The 18,688-nt window shown below is 73.1% G+C and carries 15 protein-coding genes; 5 read left to right on the forward strand and 10 right to left on the reverse strand.

The annotated features are described in order from the left end of the window. Positions 1-187: 187 nt before the first annotated feature. Entirely contained in the window at positions 188-337 is a 150-nt protein-coding gene (locus ACWDA7_RS38930; protein ID WP_450610977.1) for a hypothetical protein, read from the reverse strand. A 445-nt stretch (positions 338-782) separates the two neighbouring features. Here ACWDA7_RS38930 and ACWDA7_RS38935 point away from each other — a divergent pair, with 445 nt between their 5' ends. The 3 genes from ACWDA7_RS38935 to ACWDA7_RS38945 all read left to right on the forward strand — a co-directional run bounded on the left by ACWDA7_RS38935 (position 783) and on the right by ACWDA7_RS38945 (position 4,184). Further along, positions 783-2,012: an MFS transporter gene (locus tag ACWDA7_RS38935; RefSeq protein ID WP_450610979.1), complete on the forward strand. Its 1,230-nt coding sequence runs from the start codon at positions 783-785 to the stop codon at positions 2,010-2,012. A 66-nt stretch (positions 2,013-2,078) separates the two neighbouring features. Continuing rightward, positions 2,079-3,317 (forward strand): ATP-grasp domain-containing protein, encoded by a 1,239-nt coding sequence (locus ACWDA7_RS38940; protein ID WP_450610981.1) that lies wholly within the window; start codon positions 2,079-2,081, stop codon positions 3,315-3,317. Between the two features lie 198 nt (positions 3,318-3,515). Further along, a complete protein-coding gene (locus ACWDA7_RS38945; RefSeq protein ID WP_450610983.1) occupies positions 3,516-4,184 on the forward strand; it encodes a hypothetical protein in 669 nt (222 codons plus the stop codon). A gap of 30 nt (positions 4,185-4,214) precedes the next feature. Here ACWDA7_RS38945 and ACWDA7_RS38950 read toward each other — a convergent pair whose 3' ends face one another. Then, positions 4,215-6,242, reverse strand: coding sequence for a hypothetical protein (locus ACWDA7_RS38950; RefSeq protein WP_450610984.1), 2,028 nt, complete (start codon positions 6,240-6,242; stop codon positions 4,215-4,217). A 728-nt stretch (positions 6,243-6,970) separates the two neighbouring features. On the opposite strand from ACWDA7_RS38950, the gene ACWDA7_RS38955 reads away from it, so the two are divergent. Beyond that, positions 6,971-7,300 (forward strand): LppU/SCO3897 family protein, encoded by a 330-nt coding sequence (locus ACWDA7_RS38955; RefSeq protein WP_450610986.1) that lies wholly within the window; start codon positions 6,971-6,973, stop codon positions 7,298-7,300. A 46-nt stretch (positions 7,301-7,346) separates the two neighbouring features. Here ACWDA7_RS38955 and ACWDA7_RS38960 read toward each other — a convergent pair whose 3' ends face one another. The 4 genes from ACWDA7_RS38960 to mobF form a co-directional block, all read right to left on the reverse strand. Next, complete coding sequence (locus ACWDA7_RS38960) at positions 7,347-8,924, reverse strand: hypothetical protein (protein WP_450610988.1); 1,578 nt, start codon at positions 8,922-8,924, stop codon at positions 7,347-7,349. A 210-nt stretch (positions 8,925-9,134) separates the two neighbouring features. Then, the gene (locus ACWDA7_RS38965) at positions 9,135-9,704 is read right to left on the reverse strand and encodes a hypothetical protein (RefSeq protein ID WP_450610990.1); all 570 of its coding nucleotides are present in this window, start codon (positions 9,702-9,704) and stop codon (positions 9,135-9,137) included. Between the two features lie 132 nt (positions 9,705-9,836). Further along, positions 9,837-10,259, reverse strand: a complete 423-nt coding sequence (locus ACWDA7_RS38970; protein ID WP_450610992.1) for a hypothetical protein — start codon at positions 10,257-10,259, stop codon at positions 9,837-9,839. A gap of 340 nt (positions 10,260-10,599) precedes the next feature. Next, positions 10,600-15,300, reverse strand: a complete 4,701-nt coding sequence (mobF, locus tag ACWDA7_RS38975; RefSeq protein WP_450610994.1) for a MobF family relaxase — start codon at positions 15,298-15,300, stop codon at positions 10,600-10,602. A 429-nt stretch (positions 15,301-15,729) separates the two neighbouring features. Here mobF and ACWDA7_RS38980 point away from each other — a divergent pair, with 429 nt between their 5' ends. Then, a complete protein-coding gene (locus tag ACWDA7_RS38980; RefSeq protein WP_450610996.1) occupies positions 15,730-16,257 on the forward strand; it encodes a hypothetical protein in 528 nt (175 codons plus the stop codon). A 92-nt stretch (positions 16,258-16,349) separates the two neighbouring features. On the opposite strand, the gene ACWDA7_RS38985 is transcribed toward ACWDA7_RS38980, so the two are convergent. The 4 genes from ACWDA7_RS38985 to ACWDA7_RS39000 form a co-directional block, all read right to left on the reverse strand. Further along, entirely contained in the window at positions 16,350-16,769 is a 420-nt protein-coding gene (locus ACWDA7_RS38985; RefSeq protein ID WP_450610998.1) for a hypothetical protein, read from the reverse strand. A 210-nt stretch (positions 16,770-16,979) separates the two neighbouring features. Further along, positions 16,980-17,522, reverse strand: coding sequence for a hypothetical protein (locus ACWDA7_RS38990; RefSeq protein WP_450611000.1), 543 nt, complete (start codon positions 17,520-17,522; stop codon positions 16,980-16,982). 135 nt (positions 17,523-17,657) lie between these two features. Then, positions 17,658-18,062: a hypothetical protein gene (locus ACWDA7_RS38995; protein WP_450611002.1), complete on the reverse strand. Its 405-nt coding sequence runs from the start codon at positions 18,060-18,062 to the stop codon at positions 17,658-17,660. Positions 18,063-18,150: 88 nt separating this feature from the next. Beyond that, the gene (locus tag ACWDA7_RS39000; protein ID WP_450611004.1) at positions 18,151-18,531 is read right to left on the reverse strand and encodes a hypothetical protein; all 381 of its coding nucleotides are present in this window, start codon (positions 18,529-18,531) and stop codon (positions 18,151-18,153) included. Positions 18,532-18,688 lie beyond the last annotated feature (157 nt).

Here is an 18,688-nt window from a genome sequence, read left to right on the forward strand (position 1 = left end):
TTTTTAACCCCCCCCCCCACCCCCTCTATCAACACCACCAAAAACCCACCCTTCCCCACCCCCCCCCTCTCCCCATCCCCGGGCCTGCGCGGGGGGCGCCGCCCCGCGCCGGCCCCCCCCGCCCCTCCCGCCGCGCCCCGCACGGGATCTCCCCGTGCGGCCCGTCTCTGTGTCCGGCTCGGTGCTGTTACGGCAGGTCTTCCAGCCGGGCGAGCAGGCCCGCAGCGGTGGCGACAGCCGCGACAGCGTCGGCGCGGGTCCAGTCAAAGTTCTCGGTCGTGCCCGAGTCGTCGTGCGGAGCGCCGCTGAAGAGGGCGTAGGCGCTCTGGGTGAGCACCGCCCACGGAGCGCAACACGGCGCATGAGGGGAGCCTTTCGACGGAGTGTGGAGGGATCGGGCCGGCCGCGACTGATCCTTCAGGGCGCCTGGGGTGCGGGCCGTGCCCGGGCGTGCCGCTCCCACCTGCCGAGTCGGTGAAGCCGTCTGCTGTCCCGGGGGCAGGAGGGACCATCTCACCAGGCCCGGTGCACGCCGTGGGGATGGCGGGGGCCGATCCCGTGGTGCGGATCGGCGGCCGGGATCGCCGCCTCAGGGTGTGGGAGCCGGGCGCGGAGCCGGTCCGGCGCGTCGACGGGACAGCGATGGTCGTGTCGCCGAGTAGTCCCCGTCACGGGGCCGGGTGTCCGTTCGCAGGTCGGTGTCAGGCGCGGGCGGCGTAACTCCGGTACCGCGGGCGGGGCGGATGACGCTCCCGTACTCCTTGACCAGGCAGGCCTCTGACATGACATTCACCGCCCCGCAGCAGGTCGCACTCGCCAGTCCCGTGCGTCCGGCGCTGTCGTCCCGCACCGTCATCGCGACGCTCCTGGGCACCACACTCTTGCTGAAGTCCTCGGGGTTCGCCTTCGACTACCTCGGCTACTACGTCGGTGCGGCGCACGGCACCACGGCGGCGGGCGCCGCGCTGACGGTGTTCGGGGTCGGCTGGTGCCTCGGGCAGGCCGTCTGCGGGGCGATGACCGACCGCATGGGCCAGCGCAACACCTTGCCTGTGTGGCTGGTGGCATCGGCTGCGGCGTGCGTGGCTCTGGCCGTGGTCAGCGCGCTGCCCGCGATCGTGGCGATCGCGTTCTTTCTCGGCTGCACGATGGAGGTCCAGCGCCCGGCGGTGTCCGCCGAGATCAACGAGCGGGTCACCAGCGAGTCCGGCCGTACCCGTGTCCAGAGCTGGATGTACTGGATGGCGAACGTCGGGGTGTCCCTGTCCGGCGGCGTGGGCGGATATCTGGCGCACGAGCACGGCTACCGGATTCTTTTCGTCGCCAACGGCGTGGCCTGCGTGGCGGCCGCGGTGATCGCCCGCCGGGTCCTGTCCCCCCGCCCGGCCCGCGTGCCCTCGGCTGCGGCGTCGCTCGCCTACCGGCAGGTCCTGTCCGACCCGGCGCTGCGGTGGATCGCGGTCGCCGCCGTCGGGGCGATGATCAGCGCCTACGGTCTGGTCAGTGTGCTGCCGCTGGTGATGAGCGCCGACGGTCTGCCTCCGACCGCCCTCGGCACGGCGATGATCGCGAACACCGTGGCCGTCCTGGTCCTCAGCCCGCCGCTGACCCGGGTCCTGGTCGGCCGCAACGAGAGCATCCGCTACCCGCTCGCACCGATCCTGGCGGTGGGCTGCCTGATCCTGGGGGCCTCCATGGGGCTCGCGGCGCTGCAGCACACCAGCGTCGGCTACGCCGTCGCCGCGGTGCTGATGGTCCCGGGCGAGATCTGCTACAGCGTCGCTCTCGGAGCGTTCCTCGCCACGGCCGCGCCCGCCGGTGCCATCGGCCGCTACCAGGCGGCCCTCAGCAGTGCCTCGGCCCTGGCCTCCCTCACTCCGCTCGGTATCGCGCTCGCCCTGAATGCCGGTGGCCGCCTACTGGTGGCCGCCCTGCTGATGGGCACCGCGCTGCTGGCGGCCTGGGCCTGTGTGCCGTTGGCCAGGGCGCTGCCCAGCAGGCCCCGCCCTTAGACCCGATCGCGGTCCCCGGGGGGCGCCCCCGGCCGCGCCACCGACATTGCTGCGAGGAAGGACATCATGAGGATCGCTGTCGTCGACGGATACTCCACCGGAGCCACCCTGGCCCAGCGCCTGCACGCGGCAGGTATCGAGTGCCTGCACGTTCAAAGCCGCCCGGCCGGCGACTTCACCCCGTACCTGCTGCGGTCGTACCGGCCCGGCGACTACACCTGCGACCTCGGCTACGCCCCCGACACCGGGGCGCTGGTCACGTGGCTGAACAACGCCCGGGTCTCTCGCGTCATCGCCGGCACCGAGTCCGGGGTCATGCTGGCTGAGTCCGTGTCCCTGGCGCTGGGCCTGCCCACCAACTCCCCTGCCCAGCCCGCCGCATGCCGGGACAAGGCCCTGATGGCCAAGGTGGTGCGGGCAGCGGGCCTGGCGACGCCGTACGCGACCACCGCCCGCTCCGCCACGGAGGCTGCGGAGTGGTTCGCGACCTCCGGACTGCCGGAAGCGGTCGTCAAACCCCGCGCCAGCGGGGGCAGCGATAACGTCCGGTTCTGCAGCACGCCCGAGGAGGTGGCCAAGGCCGCCGCAGCCGTCCTCGACGGTCGCAACATTTTCGGCGAGCCGAACACCACGGTCCTGGTGCAGCAGCGCCTTGAGGGCATCGAGTACTACGTCAACACGGTCTCCGCCCGCGGCGTGCACCGGGTCGCCGAGATCTGGCGCTACACCAAGCGGCGCGGCCCCGCCTCGACGCCGATCTACGATTTCGAGGAACCGGTGTCCGTCTCCAGCACGGTGGGACAGATCCTGCGGTCCTTCACCGTCAGTGTCCTGGACGCGCTCGGTATCACCGAGACACCGGCCCACACCGAGGTCATGCTCACGGCCGACGGGCCCGTCCTCATCGAGACCGGCGCCCGCCTGGGCGGCGCCACCGCACCCGGCATCGTGGAGAAATACTGCGGCACATCCCAGACGTCGCTGGCCGCCGCCGCACTCATCGATCCGGCATCCCTGCCCGGCTTCAACGACACCCACGACCGGCACGTCGGGGCCCTGCGCAACGTGGAGTTCATCAACCCCGTCCGCGGCCTGGCCAGCGCAGACGCCCTCACCAAGGTCGCGTCACTGCCCACCGTCGTGCACGTCGCCTACGCCACCGACCCCGGCACACTCCTGGAACCGACGTCCGACCTGCTCAACTCCCCCGGATACGCCTACCTCGCCGCCGACCACCACCAGGACATCGAGCGGGACTACACCACCCTGCGGGCCTGGGAGAGCGAAGGCCTCCACACGATGTGACCCACACGTCGGGCGCCCGCAACCGGCACCGCCGGCAAACGTCCGAACCGATACCTCTCACCAACTCCTTCCGCATGGCCCCGACCTGCGCGCGTGAGGCCCTCGAGCGGGTGCGCCCTGGCCGAGCGCACCCCTCCCAGGTCTGCCACCAGGTAGCATCCGGCAGCAACTCACCCGGGACGAAGGAGTGTCACTGCCGTGGCCGCAAACCCAGACAGCCCGCGCATCGAAACCCTCTACGCACAGCAGTTTGCCGCTGACCTTGAGAAAAACCGCGGCGCGCAAGAAACCGTCCTCCAGCGCATCGCGGACGCGCAGGAGGAGCTGGAGCAACTCAAGAGGGACGAGGAGTGGCTCGTCCGCATACAGAGCTCGCTGCCCACACCCCACCAGGCAGCCGGCACGCCCGATGCGGCCGAACCCGAGCAAGCCCCTGTCCCGCAACCACGCCAGGAAGAGACCGGCCACGCGCCGGGAAAGCAGGCGCAGCCCAGCGGCACGGCGAAGAAGGCCGCCGCGAAGAAGACCGCGGCCAAGAAGGCCCCGGCCGGCAAGGCGGCCGCGCGTAAGACCGCCGAGCCCTCGCTGCGCGAGCTCGTCGAAGGCATCCTGCGCAACCACACCGGTGAACCCCGCATGGTCAGCGAGGTCCGCGAGGAGCTGATCGCGGCCCACCCCGACCGGTCCCCCTCCCCTCAGTTGGTGCGCAACGCCCTCGAGGCCGGCGTCGCAAAGGGCCGCGTCGAGCGGGCCAACCAGCAGGGTTCGGTGATGTACACGCTGGCCAAGCCTCCGGCCGCCACGGTTGAGGGGGCGGGCGACGGCGTTGCCGCCGAGGAAGCCGAGAAGGCAGCGGCGCCCGCCTGACAGGCGGTGCGCCGGGCGAGGTGGGCCCGTTCAGGCGGGCCGGATCCCGGAGCCCGGCTGGTGCAGCTGGAGATGGTGTGCCTGCTGCCGCTGCTGGGCGGTGGCATGGTCTGCACCGCGCTCTGGCGTCTTCACGGGCTGCGCTGTGCGGTTGCGGGAGTCGGCCGCAATCTGGGCGGCATAGCCGAGGACGCCGCCGCCCCGGGTCGGGCGTAGACCGGCGACCGAATCCAGGGCCTTGAGCGCGCGCAGGGTGACCGGGCGGCTGGCGCTGACGTCCTGGAAACGCTGCTCAGCGTGCTCGTGCCAGGCGCGGGCCTCGTCGACCTGCTGCACGGTCACTGCCGGGGAGCCGAAGTCGACGTACCCGTTCGTCAGCTTCTCCTCCAGTGTCGTCACGGTGCGGGCCGCCTTGGCGGCCGCCTCGTAGGCCTCCTGGTAGCCCCGTTGGCCGACCGGCCCCCGGTCGACCAGGAGGCTGCGCAGGTCGCGCATGCTCCAGCGCCCGGCGGTCTGGGGGTAGAGGCGTTGCCGCGCGTCGCGGGTCAACTGCCGCTGGATGCCCAGCACCTGGTCGATGCCCTCCTCCGCCGCATCCACCCGCGCCATGAACGCCTCATCCAGCGCCACCCTCTCGCCCACGGTGCGGGGCGCGGGCACCTCGGTGGGCTCGGAGAAGGCGATGACGGCCTGCTGCTTGGCTGTGACGGCGGCCGCCTCGACGTCGGCCAGGATCGATCCGTGCATCAACACCGCGTGCCGGGCGGTCAGCTCCTCCAGCCACTGCTGGAAGTACCGGACGTTGTCCCGGGCGTCCGCTTCCGCGTTCCGCACGTGCCGGGCCTCCCACCGCTGCTGGGCGGGGGCGAGCTGGTCGAACGCCTTGGCCCGCTCTGCATCGCGCGGACGGCCCGCGACCCAGCTGGCGGCGTCGGCAGCGGCCTGGAGAAGCCAGCTCTCCGCGCGCACCAGATCGGCCGTGACCATCTCAGCCTCCCGCCGCGCGAGCGGGGACATCGCGCGCCACGCGGCAGCGGCCTGACCATCCGTGACCTGCCGGGGAAAGCCCGGCAGTGACGGCGGCTCCGGTTCGGCGGTCTCCTCGTACCCGGCCACGGCGGCATCCGGGGCGGCGACCGCATCGGCGAGGAGCGTGCGGGCACGGGTCAGCAGCTCCTGCCCGGGGCCCGGAGTGTCGGCGTCATGGGCAAGCCGCTGCACCACCGTGCGGGCGGCCCGGCGCACCGGATGCTCCGGGGCGGGATACACCGCCACGAGCTCGGCGGTCTCCGGTACGCGGAAGGACAGTTCGTCAAGCAGTTGGTCCTGGGTCTGCTCGACGCGGTCACGGAGCTGGCCGATCGCGGAGGCGAAGGAGAGCTCCTCTACGAGCCGGAACGCTGCGAACAACTCCGGCACTGAGGCAGTCCCGGGCTCCTCGGCCAGCACGAGGGCGCCGAGCATCTGGCGGGCGGCCTCGCGTGCCGCCTCGCATCCCTCCTGCAGGTCGGGCCGTTGCGCCTCCGGAGCTTCGCTGGCCTCCTCCGCCTGCCGGCCCTCGGCGGGCTCCTCGTCGGCTGTGCCGGCCGAGGCGTTGCCGGGGACGGCGTACTGGGCGCGCAGATGGGCGAGCAGCGCCTCATCGGGGACGGCGCTCATCGCAAGCGCCCAGATCTGGCCGCCGCGCCGCCAGGCGTCCAGGTCCGGGGCAGCAGGCCGCCACTGGGCGGGATCGTCGGACGGCACGAACCGGATCCGCGTATCCAGCCAGTCGGCCGCCTCACCGGCCAGCGCGTCCTGCAGCAGATCCGCGTGCACGGCGGCCGGCACTGCACGCTCGGCATCCGCGAACAGCTCACCGACGGGCAGCGGCCGCCACGTGACGCCGCCGTCGTCGCTGACCTGCCCGGCCACCGCCAGGCCCTCCTCCCGTTCATGGGCGAGGTACCAGCGCATCGCCAGGACCGGATCACTGATCAGCAGCAAGGGTCCCGGCTCACCGGCCAGCCGGTAGTCGGTGTAGGTGCTGGACAGGATGTACAGGCGGTCGGTGTCCACGCGCGATCTCCCCCTCCTCGACGGCGGTACGCCGCCCGGGCATGCGGTGCCTTCCACGCTGCAGCTCACCCACCCCCCACGGCAGGCCACCCGCACGGCCTTCCCTCCCGGCGGGAGGAAATCCGCACCCGGACTCCGCCCCACGGTCCAGCCGTAAAAACGGCAGTGCCCGCCCGGGCGGATACGCCGTGCCCGGGCGGGCACTGGAGAGCCGCTGCTGTTACCGCACGCAGCGCACGGACTGGCGCACGGAGCGGACGGAAGCGAACTGGGTCATCGAGAACTCCTGAAGAGTCGAGACATGTCGGCCGGACAGAGCAGATCTCAGCAAAACCAACTCCCCATCACCAGAGGCGAAGTAGGGCATAATCGGCTAATCCCCTGGGGTGGGACACAAGCTGCCACCACGGTCTTCAGGACGGGAGAAACCCGTCCCCACCGGATGGTCCGGCCCGCCTGACGGACCCGCGCCTCCCCACTCAGGGCGACGAACCCACAACCTCGTGCCGTTGGACCCCAACGTCCAATGTCAGTTGGGGTGTTGTGTCGTTTCGCAGTGGCGCGTCGGTGGCCTCCTGGCTCGACCGCAGGGGCCGCCACCAGTTGTGCGGTCAGTGCCGTCCTGTGCCCGGCGCCGGCATCTACTCGGGCATCATGCGGTGGGCCCGGCCCGCCCGGCGGGAGCTGTCAATCGTGCCCTGCTGCTGCTCGCCGGTACGAGTGGGGGCGTGTACTGGGCCACTCAAGACAGCTCCGACCAAAGCAGCCCGCAGCAAAGCAGCTCCGCTTCAGACGCCGGAGTGCAACCGAGCCAGGACGCCGAGGTGGCCGACGGCGTGATCGCCGCAGGCGACTGTCTGCACGCCAGCGGCACGGCTTCCGACGCCGCTGTCGAAGAAGTCCGTTGCTCCTCCAGCGAGGCCCAGTACAAGGTCGTCCAGAAGGTCAGCGGCACCCGCGACGACAGCAAGTGCGACGCCGTCACGGAGGCGACTACCACCTACGTCCAGTACGGCGGTGGTTTCGACGCAGTGCTTTGCCTGAAGGAAGTCAAATAGCGCGGTGCAGGCCGGAGGTTCTCAGCAGGAGGCCCTTCACCGCTCCCTACGGCCGCACCCCGCCCGTGCCCGGCTGCGGCATCAGCGTCTGGACCGGCGCGTAAGGCGTGCGGCCAACCCGTTCCGGTGACGGCCCCGGCGGCAGCAAAGCCTCAGCCGAACGCGCCGATTGCGCGGCCCTGTACTGGTTGACGCGCTGCTGGATCGCTTCCCCGTCGTACACCTCCTGCGCCGGCGCCTCCGGCAGGGCGCTGCGCACGCTCTGAAGGAGGGCAAGCTCGGCGGCGGTCTCCTGGTGCCGGTGCGCGGGGACCGGCTGCTGCTGCAGGTAGGCGATCTGGCCGTCCAGGACCTCGCGCGCCCGCGTCAGGGAGCCGAAGGCGTTGGCGACGCGCCGCTCGGGCAGGCCGGCGACGACCTCGTGCAGGCTCTCGGGAACCTCCGGTGGCACGGTCACCGCGGCGGCCACGCGGCCCAGCGCGTCGTGCACCTCGTGCAGGTGGGCCTCCCGCTCGTCCAGGTAGGCGTACTCGGCGTGCAGCCGTGCCGGATCGGCCCAGATTTCGCCGGGGTCCCCGCCCACGCGTACTTGCCGTCGCGCATCGAGGGCGTCAACGGCGTTGCGTGCGCCGGCCGAACGCTGCCGCCAGGCGCGTGCATCCTCGGTGACGTCCAGCATGCGCCGTGGCAGGGGGAAGCCGCCAAGGATCTGGACTGCTTCCCCTTCCCGTCCCGCGTGGAAGGCGGCGGTGTAGGCGCGGACGGTCTGGCGGGCCTGCTCCATAAGGCGGGTGCGCTGTGTGTCGAGCGCTGGTGCGGGCTCCTGGGGGTGGTCCGCGCCGTGGCGGAGGTCTTGCAGGTGATCGGTGATATCGGGCTCGAGGACGGCGCGCAGCTGCTGGGCGCTGGCGTCGCGCAGGGCGATCTGGTCGAGCATCCAGTTGGCGCACGTGGTGAGCGCCGGCACGTCCGCGGACAGGCCCTCCAACGTCTGCCAGTCCTCCACGAGCTCCGTGCGGGGCCGGTAGGGCCGCTCCATCCGGTCCAGGACGGCGGCCAGCTGCATCCCGGTGTCCTCGACGAGCTCCGTGGTGGCATCGTCGAGGACACCGGCGTCGGCCAGGGCCGCGGAGAGCACCGAGCGCGGCGGATAGTCGGCAAGGGCACGCATGTGCCAGGTCCAGGCGGCCGACGCGGCGACCCAGCCGAGCTCCACCCCCTGGGGTGCGCGGGCATTGCGCCGCAACAGCCAGCTGGTGAGCCAGCCGGTGACGTGCGCATCGGTCCCCGGATCCTCGACCAGGCTCGCGGCGAGCTCGCCGGGCGTGTACTCGCGCAGCTCGTCCCCGTCGGCGGCGATGATGGCCACCTGCCGCTCTGCGTCCTCCAGCTGCAGCCAGCGGCGCAGCGTCTCGGCCTGCCCCCGGCACACCTCCTGCACGGCCACGCGGTCCGCGGCGGCCGCCGATCGTGTTGCGCCCGTCATCCCCGCGACGGGTGGTGGCCCGTCCCAGGAGACCGGATCGTTGAAGGGATCCGCGTAGGCCAGGACGTACGCATCCGCTCCCACCTCGGCCAGCAAGGCGCGCAGATCGACGGACGGGGGGATCGTCTGCTCACTCATGGAGGTGACCTTCTGCTCGGCGAAGACGGCGGCTGGCCGAAGCTTGCCCTCGATCGCTGCCGCCCACCGACGGACCCCCACGTGCTCCCACCAGACGAGAACGCGGGGCAATCGAGCGGCGGCTTCATCCCGCCTGGCGGGACGAGGCGTAACCCGCCCCGGTTCACGGCACGGCCGACACCGACGCGCCGGCCGGGCTGTGACGCGGCGTCAGCGTCCCTGTCCGCGACGTGAGCGGCGCGGCCTGCGCCGTGCGCTCGGCACGCTCTCACCGTCACTGCCGGCGGCCGCACCGGGCGAGGAGAACCCACCCGGAACACCGGCACCGGCGGGTGCGGGCGCCTTCCCGGCGGGCGGCGCGGCAGGCCTGGGGCGTGCGGGGCGTACGGCGCGGGCCCGGACGGCGGCGTTCGGGATGAGCGCCGCGCACGTCTCGCAGACCTCTTCCACGCTCCACACCCGGCCGATGACGGGGTCGTGCCGCAAGATCAGTACCACCGCGCCGGTGCAGTGCACTCTCGCCTGCTCGTGGGCGGCGCAGCCGTCGGCACGGCAGTGGCAGGCCGCGTCGGGGCGCACCGTGGCGACCTTGGCGTGGACGGCCGCGTGCTGGGCAGCGAACGCGCGCAGCGCCGCAACGTCCTTGGAACGGGGCGGCATCCGGCACCCGGCGGTGCTGCACGAGACGCTGACCGAGCGGTCACCGTGGCCGGTGAGCCGGACCGTCCACGCCCGTCCCGGGGTGCGCTGGGTGGAAGGCTCGCTGTAAGCGGTCGTCACTGATTCCGTACCTCCATGCTCGAGGGAACGCCGGTCCACTATGGGCTACCCACCTGCCGCATCCGATGCGCGCCCGTCTTCCGCCACCCGGCGATGGCCGCACTCCCGGTGGCGGCTGATGCCCGGGGCGCCTCAGCCCCAGGTCTGGCCGTGCACCAGATCCGGGCCGAGATAGCGGCCCGCAACACGGGCCAGCGGCGCAAGCGGGCCGTCCTCCATGGCGTGTTTGAAGGTGTGCACAAGACACGTTCGCACAGGGTGCACCGGTCCGCCCGGCGCCCAGCCGTCGTTCGTGGACAGCGGGCGTTGCTGTGGGCGGGCCAGAGCGAAGGCGACCAGCATCGTACGCAGGTCCTCGAAGTGGAAGTAGTCGACGATCCCCCGGTTGGTGAAGTCGAGGTGGCTGAACACCACGGCGACGTCCTCGGTCCCGTACGGGGCCAGCCTCAGGGCCGGGAGCACGTCGAGGACGGCGTCACCGCGGGCCAGCAGCCGGGCCCGCTCAAGCGAGTCACCCCAGGGCGGCGGGTCCTCATTGCGCAGGCCTTCGGGCACCTCCTCCGAGTGCAGGACGGTGCCGACCTCGGGTCCGTCCCAGCGGGCCTGCCCGCTGGGACGGACCCGACCCAGCGGGCCTGCCCGCTGACACTGCCCCAGTTCAGGCTCGCGTTGACGCACAACTCGCCCGCGAGCAGCGCCCAGGGCGTGCGGACCACACGCTCGCGCGCCAGATCGACCACCAGGCGGCCGAAGACGTCCCTCGGCAGCAGGCTCGGCTCGGCAGGCGCGGTGAAGGCATCGGTCCATATCCCATGCCAGGGATGTAGCAGCGCGTCGAGCCGCCAGGCCAGCGAAATAGGTGCGCACACGCCCCCGCCGGGCAACCGGTGGCTTCTCAGCGGGTCGGGGGGCGGTGGCCCGGCCGGGCGGTGTCCGTCCCGGGACGTTCCCGCAGGGGTGCGCCGGGCGGCAGGAGAGCGGCCCGGGCGGCGGCCGTGCGCTCGCGCATCTGCTCCAGGCGGCGTTCGATCCGGGCCCGGGTGTACAGGTCGATCGCGTCGGTGAGGTGGTCCCATTCCTCACCGTTAAGGCCTCTGGGGCGCGGCCCGAGGATGTCGGGTCCGGCGCGGTGGTGGCGTCGGCGGTAGTCGCTCAGCGCGGTGATGAGCCGCTGCCAGGTGTGCTGTTCGCTCTCGTCGTCCTCGCCGGGCGGGGTGATCTCATCGATCCAGGACTGCGGTGCCCGCTCGCCCGCGAGGACGGCGGTCAGGGCCCGGCGGGCCAGGCGTGCGTCCAGGGCGGCGTAGCTGAGCGGGGCGACGGCAAGCGGGTCTCGCAGGGCCGGATGGGCGGGCAGCGGCCCGGACGGGGGCGGGCTCTCGAGGTGGCTGAGGGCGGCCTGCAGGACCTGGACGGACGTCGCGTCGGGTGGCGGCTGGTGCAGGACGGGGCGGCGGTGTCCGGTCAGCGCCCGCACTCGCGCGTCGAGGTCGTCCCATGCCGCGGCGTCTTCTAGGTCGGTGGGGCGCGGGCCCAGGCCGGGCACGGATGTGATGCCGTGGCGGGTGCGCCACAGCTCGACCAGTGCGCAGGTGGTGGCCCAGGCGGCGCGGCGGCGGGGTGCGCTGGTGGGCGGTGGCGGCCCGAGCGGGCGGGCCCAGGCCGGCGGGGTGGCGGCCAGCACGTGGCCGCGCTCGGTCAGGGAGCGGGCCAGGATGCGGTGGCGTTCGGCGAGATGGTCGCGCCAGTGCGCGGGGGTGTCCGGGTGGACAAGGGCGTGCCGGTCGGCGACCCAGTCGGGGATCTCGCCGCGGTGGTCGGGCCGGTAGGGCAGCGTGTCGGGCAGGCGTTCCCGTAGCCGGAGTTCGGCGGCGATCTTGTCCTGGACGGCTTGGGCGCGGGTGAGGCGGGCCTTGGCGTCGGTGTGCCGCTGGGCGGCGCGGGCGCGGCGTTCACCGATGGTGTGCCGGGTGGCGGTCAGTGGCCGGGTGCGGGTCGGCGGGCTGGATGGTGCGTGTTCGCGCTGGTAGTCCTCGCGGGCGCGGTCGCGCCAGGACAGGCCTTTGCGCAGCACGGATTCGCGGGTCAGGGCGGCGAGCATGGCCCGGGCGGCGGCTGTGGGGGGCGTGCCGGTGGCCTGCGCGTGGCGGAGTTGGGTGCGGGCGGTGGCGAGCTGGGCGGCGAGTTCGCTGCGGGTCAGCGGCCCCAGTTCCCGCTCGGGCCAGGCGGGATGGGTTTCTCCGGTCCGGGTCGTGACGGGTGCGGGCAGGTGGGTGAAGGCGGCGTCGGCGGCTTTGAGTTCGTCCACGGCCGTGGCCCGGTGGGAGGCGGCTAGCCGCTGCAGGGTGTGCAGCTGGGCCAGGGACAGCGGCGCCAGCGCGCTGTCGCGGGCCGTCTTTTGGGCTGCGGCGGCGTCCGACAGGCGTTCCCGCAGCCGCCAGGTCAGCACCGCCGCCGGATCGTCGGCGTCGGCGAAAGTACGGCGGCGGGCGGTCGACTCCAGCAGCCGGGGCAGGTCGAACCCTTGGCGTTCGGCGTCGGCCAGGGCGCGGACCAGTGCGGGGTAGGCGTCGGCCGCCATGAGCATCGCCGCGGTGTTCAACCCGAGGGCGTGCTCGAGCAGACCGGTCAGCCGAGCGGTGGTGGCGCGCATCGTGACGTCGGCGTACTCGGCGGACAGCTGCCCCGGCGCGCCGACCTCGCGGTACAGGGCGGCGATCGACTCGGTCGCGGACAGCTGGGCCTGCCGGCGGGCGGCGATGGAGGCCAGCACGTTGTCGAGGACGTCGCCGTCCTCGATGGCCACGTACAGGCGGTTGGTGCGGGCGCCGCGGGTCATCTGCACGTACACGCCTTCGCGGCCGGAGCGGACCGAGGCAAGGGCGTGCGAGGTGTCCACCGTCATGCCCTGCGCGCGGTGGATCGTGGAGGCGTAGCCAAGCTCGCACTGGCTCGCCACGTACGCGGCGGGCAGCCTGATCCGGCCCCGGTGCCCGGTGTGCCGCACGACGACGTCGCCGCTCTCCAGGATCTTGTCCACGGTCCAGGTGTCGCCGTTCTTGACGAAGTCGCGGCCGCCGCGCAGGGTCATCCGGCGCCGGTTCAGGCGGGTGACCAGGACGTCGCCGAGGTGCGCGTGCTGCCCGGCGCGCAGCACAGCAGTGCGGGTGGTGTCGACGTCGCCGGCGGCGATGTGCCAGGCCTGCGCCCGCCGGTTGAGCGCGGTGACGGTGGCGGTGTCGGCGGCCGTCATCAGCGAGGTGCGGCCCGCACCGATGTCCTTGGCCCACGCCGCGAACACCGCATCGCACATCGCCTCGTAGTCTCCGGCGACGATCCTCCCCCGCTCCCGGTACCAGGTGAAGGCCGCCCGCACGTCGTCGGTGTCGCGCAGCACGAGGGAGGCGGAGGCCTCCCCCTCGGTGCGGAAGCGGTGCAGCCGGCCGAGCTCGACGGCGTCGCCGGCGCGGGCGATCAGACGCAGCGCTCCCCCCGCCTCCACCGCGGCGAGCTGGTGCGGGTCGCCGAGCAGACGCACCACCGCCCCGGCCGCGCTCGCGTCGGCGAGGACCTGATCGAGCAGGAGGGTGCCGGCCATGCCCGCCTCGTCGACCACGACGACATCGCCCGGGCGCAGCCTGAAGTCCTTGGCGACCTCACCTCCGTCCGTCACGGCGCGGCCGCGCTGGTGCAGCCAGGAGTGCAGGGTGTGGGAGCGCAGTTCGAGGTCGTCGCCGAGGACTTTCGCCGCGCGCGAGGACGGCGCGAGCGGGATCAGGCGCCCGCCCGCGGCATCCACCGCGCGGGCGACCAGCCGCATCGCGGTCGTCTTTCCGGCTCCTGCAGGCCCGAGCCCGGCCAGCAGCAGCCGGTCCGACAGCGCGAACGAGGCGGCCAGGGCGCGCTGCCCGGCGTCCATCGGGCCCCGGTGCAAGGCGGCGACCCGGTGGAACGTGCCGCGCCCCACCGGCGGGATCACGGGGGTGCGGGCTGCGGCCAGCAGCCGGTTCTCCGCCGCCAGCAGCCGGTGCGTGGTGTAGGTCTGGGAGCCGATGGGCCGGTAGATGCTCGTGCCGTCCGGCCGCTGCAGGTCCGGGTGCGGCGGGTTGATCTCAGGCGGGGTGATGTCCAGGCAGTCGGCGTGCGCGAGGACCTGGTCGGTGATCTGCTCGGCGAGTCCGGAGGGTGCGGTGGCACCGGCCAGGGTGCGCATCAGGTAGCGGCGCGCTTCGGCCACCACGTGGCGTCGGCGGAAGACGGTGCGGCGCTCGGCGACGGAAGCCAGCACGCTCTCGGCCGCGCCGGCCACGTCAATGGTTGCCACTTCCTGGGTCCGGGTGGCGGCCGCCGCCTGCGCGGTGGCCAGCAGCTGGTCGACGGCTGCCTGGTCGGTGGCGGCGATCGCCCGGCGCCGCCAGGTGGCCAGCAACTCGTCCAGGGAGCGCGCGGTGCGCTTGCCCGGCCGGGTCATCAGGGTGGCCCGGCCCTGCAGCCGGGTCCGCGCGGCCAGGTCCGGCTGCCGCCCGTGGCGGCGCCGGTAGTCGTCGAACAGGCCCTGCGCCAGGGTCCGCACCTGGTCGGCCCGCTGCGCGAACTCGCGCCGCAGCCGGCCGTCGATGCCCACGATGCGCATGACCGGCCGCTGCCCGGCAGTGACCTCCACCTCTTCGGTGGCCAGACCCAGCCGGTTGCACACGAGCTCCAGAGCACGCTGGTTGAACAGCTCGCTGGCCGCGACGATCTCCCGCATCAGCAGCCGGGTGTCCAGGTTGCGCCAGCGCCCGTCCGGACCCTTGACCCGGGGGCTGACGACCACATGCTCGTGCAGCATCGGGTCACCGGCGCGGGATTCGTAGTGCAGGTAGACCGTCGCCAGCAGGCCCGGCTCGGCCGGTAGTTGGGCGACGCCGCCCGGGCCGGTGCGCACCGCGAGCGCGTTCTGCTCCAGCCAGCCGATGGTCTCCGACCTCGCCTGCGCGAGGACCTGAAGCACGATGCCCCGCACCCGCTCCCCGCCCAGAGCGAACAGCAGCGACAGCTCCTCGGACGCGAACGTCAGGTCATAGCCGGTGCGCGCCTGCCGCTGCGGACCGGTCCGCGCGGCCAGGAACCGGCCGAGCTCGGCGCCATCGGCCGGCGCCCGGTGGTACTCGGCCTCGAACGCCGCCGCCGCCCTCCGGTGCCGCAGCTGGCGCACCTCCGCCTTCGTCAGCGGACGGCACAGCCGCTCGGCGGCCTCCTCGAGCACCGCCTCGATCTCCCCATCCAGCGGGGAGAGTTCGGACAGCTGCGGCACCGCCGGCCCCAGCTTGGCCCGCGTCATGGCCTGCTTGAGCGAGGCGCCCTCGGCCAGCGCAGAAGCGGCGATCGCCTTCGCGTCCGGGTGCATGCCCAGCCCGAACAGGGCGGCCATCTGCTGCTCGCTCACCACGCCCGCAAGCCCCAGCGCGCTCGCCGCCTGCCCGTGCCACACCCCCGGCGGCACCCCCGGCACGCTCGAGGACACCGCCGCCTCGCCGCCCGCCACGCCGTCACCGGCCGCGATGCTCTGCCGGTAATACCGGTAGCCCTTGGCCGTGATCGGCTTCGCCGTCATCCCCACACCAGCCAGTCGAACCCGCCGCACCCCCGGCCGTCCGGACACCGTGCCGCCCGTCCCACGACGCCGGAAACGATCTCCGCGCGCGTTCCGCCCCACGGGAAATCCCACGACAGCGCGGCGGCGGCGGCAAAAGTGCTAGAGGTGTGTGGCCAAGATCGCCGGCCGACCGGGGACCACCCCCGCCCCCACCCAGCGACCCGGACCACCACCCCACACCCTCCCGTCGCCCACCAGCAGCACACCTTCACCAGCCCTCGGGGCCCTGGGGTGCTCGTCCCGTGAGCGGGACCAGGCGTGCAGGCAGGCGTGCTACCGCGCGGGACGGCCAGGCGCGCGGGCACGCGCGGCCGGTCGGGGCGGTCGAGACTTCCGGCGAAGTGGGTCCGCGCCGGGCGGGCCTTAAGGGCCGGGAGGTGGTCTGCGGTGGGACAAAGCAAGCGCGGCACTCTGTTGGAGCGGCGCCGCAAGGCGCTGGAGGTGGCCGCGTCGCGGGTGGCCGATCAGCGGCGGGAGGCGAAAGCGGCGGAGGCCGAGCGGCTGCGGCGGGAGGCGGAGTTCGACGATCTGGCCGCTGACTTCGAGTTGGCGCGGCAGGACGAGGATGCGGTCGCGGCGGAGGTGGAGGCGGAGGTCCGCCGGGTGCGGGAGCGGGGAGCGGAGCGGATTCGCCAGGCGCGGCTGGTGGGGGCCCGGGTGGTGCTGGCGATGGGTGAGAAGGGCGAGACGGTGGCGGGGTGTGCGCGCCGGTTGGGGGTGGGGGTGGATCGGATCAAGGAGTTGCGGCGGCTGGGCCGTGAGGATGCCGACGGCGGGCCCGGCGAAGGGGACGAGCCGGAGGGCGGGGCGCGGGAGCGGCGGGCGGCGGTGCGGGAGGCCGGGTCGGTGGCGTCGGAGGCCGGGCGGGAGCGGGTGCCGGTGGCGGCGTCGGGTGGGCCTGGGGCTGCCGGCTGAGCGCTTGTCCGTCCCGGGGGTGGGTGTGAGAAAGGGCCCCGGCTGCCGCACTGGGGGCGGCGGCCGGGGCCCGTTGTCGTTCTCGCGGGGGTTCAGCCGTGGGACTGCTGCTGGGACCAGGGTGCGGCGCGGCGTTGCGGGGCGGCCGGCTGCGGGGCGGCCGGCTGCGGGGCGGGGGCGACGGGCTGGGGCTGCTGGTGTGGCCAGGGCGCGGGGGCGGCGGCCTGGGGCTGGGGGATGTGTACGGTGAACCGGCCGGTGTCGACGTCCTTCATGTAGACGGTGACGGTGGCGCCGTCGGCGACGTGGACCCGTTCGGCGATGCCGGGCGGTGTGAGGATCCACTCGGTGGTGCCGTCGCGGCGTTCCTTGCGGCGGATCAGGGACGGGGGGAGCGTGACCTCCTCGCTGCGGCCGGTGTTCGGGTCGGTCTCCAGGACCGTGATGTGGTCGACGGCGGTGAACAGGCCCTGCATCTTCGGCAGCTCGTTGATCGTCGTCTCGTGTTGCACGGGCGGTCCCCCCTTCTGGTGCTGGTGGCGACGGGCTGGCAAGCCGACGGTAGACGTGCCGAGGCGGCTGGGGCGCGGGGTGTGGGGGGTGTGTGCCGGGGGGCGGGACGCGGGTGCGGGTCGGGGGTGCCGGAGGCGGGATCGCGGGCATGACAGGGCCCCGCACTCGGGGGGTGTCCGGGTGCGGAGCCGCGGGGGTCCGGGAGGTGGTCAGTTGTCGGCGAGGGTGGCGCGGATGGCGTCGGCGACTTCTTCGGCGCTGGCCGTGGGTGGGGCGAGGTGCTCGTTGATGACGCTCCACCCGTCGGTGGAGTGGCCGTCGTGGATGGCGGTCTGCCAGTCGTCGCCGTACCGGCAGAAGAACCAGGTCCGGTCGTCCTGGGTGAGGACGATCCCGTGGGTTTCGACGGTCACCGGGGCGGTGTGGGCGCCTGTGTGGCCCGCGAGGATCAGGTGGGCTTCGACGGTGCGCAGGAAGGCGCGTTCGGCAGCGGGCTCGGCGTGGAAGGCGGTACGGGCCGCATCTGCCTGCTTCCACTGGGAGGGGTTGTCGTCGCGGTATTCGTCGGAGCACACGAGGTTGAAGACTTCGCGGGCGGCTGGCCCGATCAGGGGGTAGTGGTGCCAGACGGTGCGGTGGACGGCCGAGGTGATGAGGCTGTCCGGGTCGGGTGGGCTGGCGTGGACGGTGACGTCGGTGACGCGACCGTCGGCGGCCTGCTGGATGTCCACGAAGTTACTGGGGTCAGGCATCGGCGGTGAGGCTCCCTTTTCTCCTGGTGGTCGGGGTGTGTGGGGAGCGTGGCGCGGGGTGGTGTTAGGGCGGCAACACGGCGCGGCCCCGCATCCGGTGGGTGTCCGGGTGCGGGGCCGCGTGAGGGGTGAGCGCTATCCGATGGAGGCGGTGTAGCGCGTGAAGTCGCGGTCGAAGGCGAGCACGAGGTGTTTGCTGTCGGCGGCCTCGGCGCGGAGGGCTTCGAACAGGGTGTTGCCGTCTTCGGTGGGGGCGTTGAGCGGGAGGAAGTCGATGACGCTGCAGAAGGGGAGGTACCCGGTGGGGTCGGTGTCCTCGTTCCGGCCTTCGGCGAAGGCGCGTACGGCGGTGGTGCCTTGCGGCTTGAGGGCGTTGCTCATCAGGTAGATGCCGTACTGGGCGGTCAGGACGAGGTAGGGGCCGGGCGGGGGGTCGTCGAAGAACGTGCGGTACGCGGTGGCGTTGGTGGCGTCTTCGGCGGCGGTGAGGACGTCGGCGGCGGGGAAGCGGAGCACGATCCCGGTGCCGGTCGCGGTCACGGGTTTCCTTCCTGTCTGCGGTCGCGGAAGCGGCGGGCGACCCCGCGCCGGTGGGTGTCCGACGCGGGGCCGTGGGAGGTGGAGCCGGTCAGCTGTCACGGTCGGCGAGGATCATGCATTCGATCGGGACGAAGGGGAGCAGTTGGCGTAGCACGCCGGGCTCGGGGCGCGTGGCCCGGCGGGTGTTGTCGACGCGGGGGTCGTTGCGGAGGGCTTCAGTGGAGCTCTCGTCGAGCAGCACGTCGTAGCGGTCCTTCTTCTTCTTGCCGGTTGCCCCGGCCTGGACGATGCCGGTGAGGTTCACCATGCAGACGGGGGTGATGCGGACCAGTCGGACGCGGCGGCCGGGAACGATAGCGTCGCCGTGTTCTTCGTTGAGGGCGACGGCGAGACGCTCGGAGATGTCGCCGCGCAGGGCGCGGAGTTCGTCGGGGGTGGTGACAGCGTCGAGTGCCATGGTCTTGGACACGGTGGCTCCGTTCGATGGGAGTGGGTCTGTCGCCTGGCGGAGTGGGCCGGGCCGGGTGTTGCCGGAGCACCGTGGGACGGGGGCGGGCGGGGTAGCGGGAAGAGGGCGCTCGTCGTCGAACCAGCGGGTGAGGTGACGCGGCACGGAGACGGGGTCC

This window comes from Streptomyces sp. NPDC001156, assembly GCF_053598275.1.

Excerpts from the sequence above, each read along its gene's own strand:
- ACWDA7_RS38940 (WP_450610981.1), top strand. The coding sequence starts at position 2,079 with ATGAGGATCGCTGTCGTCGACGGATACTCCACCGGAGCCACCCTGGCC.
- ACWDA7_RS38990 (WP_450611000.1), bottom strand. The coding sequence starts at position 17,522 with ATGCCTGACCCCAGTAACTTCGTGGACATCCAGCAGGCCGCCGACGGT.
- ACWDA7_RS38935 (WP_450610979.1), top strand. The coding sequence starts at position 783 with ATGACATTCACCGCCCCGCAGCAGGTCGCACTCGCCAGTCCCGTGCGT.
- ACWDA7_RS38960 (WP_450610988.1), bottom strand. The coding sequence starts at position 8,924 with ATGAGTGAGCAGACGATCCCCCCGTCCGTCGATCTGCGCGCCTTGCTG.
- mobF (WP_450610994.1), bottom strand. The coding sequence starts at position 15,300 with ATGACGGCGAAGCCGATCACGGCCAAGGGCTACCGGTATTACCGGCAG.